The following is a 1,423-nucleotide window of genomic DNA, read 5'->3' as shown; positions in this document are numbered from 1 at the left end:
GCCCGCGCTACTGGGCCCCGTGGCGCAGGTCTATGCCGATGTGGCGACCCGCGTGAACGCGATCGAGGTCGAGGATTGCGCGGCCCTGTCGATCCGCATGGCCTCGGGCGCGGTCATCACGTCGTCGGTCACGCTGGGGGCTGCGGGCAACATCAGCCGCCTGCGCCTGATGTTCCAGGGCTTTACCGTCGAATCCGACCACGCGCCCTATGCACCCGCCGAAAGAGGCTGGACCTTCACCGCCCGCGCGCCCGCCGATCAGGCGGCGATCGACGCGGTGCTGGCCCGCGTAGGGCCGGTGCGCAGCGGATACGCGGGCATGTTCACGGCGTTGGCCGATGCGCTGGACGGCCGCCCGGGGCGCGAGGTGACCTTGGCCGACGGACGGCGGTCGCTCGAATTCGTGACGGCCTGCTATGCTTCGACACGGTCGGGCCTTCCGGTCGCGTTGCCGCTCGGGGCGGATCATCCGATGCACGGCGGATGGCGCCCCTGATCCGCGTTCATCAGGGCGGCGGGGCCACAACGATGCGGTTGGGGTCCAACTCCCGATAGCGGTCGCGCGCCAGTGCCGCCAGGTAGTCGCGCACCACCGAAAGGCCCGCATCGGCCAGTGCGTCGGCCCGACCCGCCAGTCCCACGCGCTGGGTGATGCCCGGGGGGGCGAGGTCGCAGATGCGGATGCGCCCGGCTGCGGCCTCTTCGGCCACTGCGCCGATCGGGGTGATGGCCACGCCTTCGCCCAGGATGATCAACTGGCGCCAGGCCTCGATCGAGTTGACCTCCTGCAGGATGCGCGGCACGCGCCCCAATGCGGTGGCCGCGTCGCGCACCGCCCGCCAGGCCACGGTGCGGCGCCCGTAGAAGACCAGCGGATGATCCAGCGCCTCGGCCATCGTCAGCGGCCGGTCGGGCAGGGCCATCCCGGCCGCCGCCGCCAGGACAAAGCGTTCTTCGGCCAGGTCAATTCCGCGCAGGCCTGTTGCCGTGGTCACGCCATAGCCCAGCACAAGGTCCAGCGTGCCCGCTGCGACCTGTTCGGCCAGCTCTGCCGACCAGCCTTCGACGATCTGCAACTCGGTGCCGGGGGCCGCACGGGCCATGCCCATGATGGCCTGCCCCGCGATCAGCCGGGCAATGGCGGGTGGTATCCCCAGTCGTACGACCCGGCGCGCGCGCGGCCCCGCGGCCGCCATCTGCGCTTCGACTTCGGACACGAGGTCCAGGATCTGCCGACCGCGCTGATACAGTTCGACCCCCTGCGGCGTGGGCGTGACCCCGCGCGCATGCCGTTCCAGAAGCGCGACGCCGAACGCCTCTTCCAACAGCTTCAACTGCAGGCTGAGCGCGGTCGGGGCAACGTGATGCATCTCGGCGGCCCGGGTCATCGACCCGGCATCGACCGCCGACAGAAAGTAACGCA

General features: G+C 71.0%; 2 protein-coding genes. One reads left to right on the top strand and one right to left on the bottom strand.

Going from position 1 to position 1,423, the window contains the following annotated elements; genetic code table 11:
- A partial coding sequence (locus ACLD7X_RS16770; protein WP_411424827.1) for a Gfo/Idh/MocA family oxidoreductase occupies nucleotides 1-496 on the top strand: 496 nt, incomplete at its 5' end.
- 10 nt (nucleotides 497-506) lie between these two features.
- Here the strand turns inward: ACLD7X_RS16770 and ACLD7X_RS16765 are convergent.
- On the bottom strand, nucleotides 507-1,423 hold a 917-nt coding region (locus ACLD7X_RS16765), incomplete at its 5' end, for a LysR family transcriptional regulator (protein WP_411424826.1).

The sequence above is a fragment of the Aphanothece microscopica RSMan92 genome, from assembly GCF_046613545.2.
Lineage (GTDB): Bacteria > Cyanobacteriota > Cyanobacteriia > PCC-6307 > Cyanobiaceae > NIES-981.
This window is presented reverse-complemented; position numbering and strand designations above follow the sequence as displayed.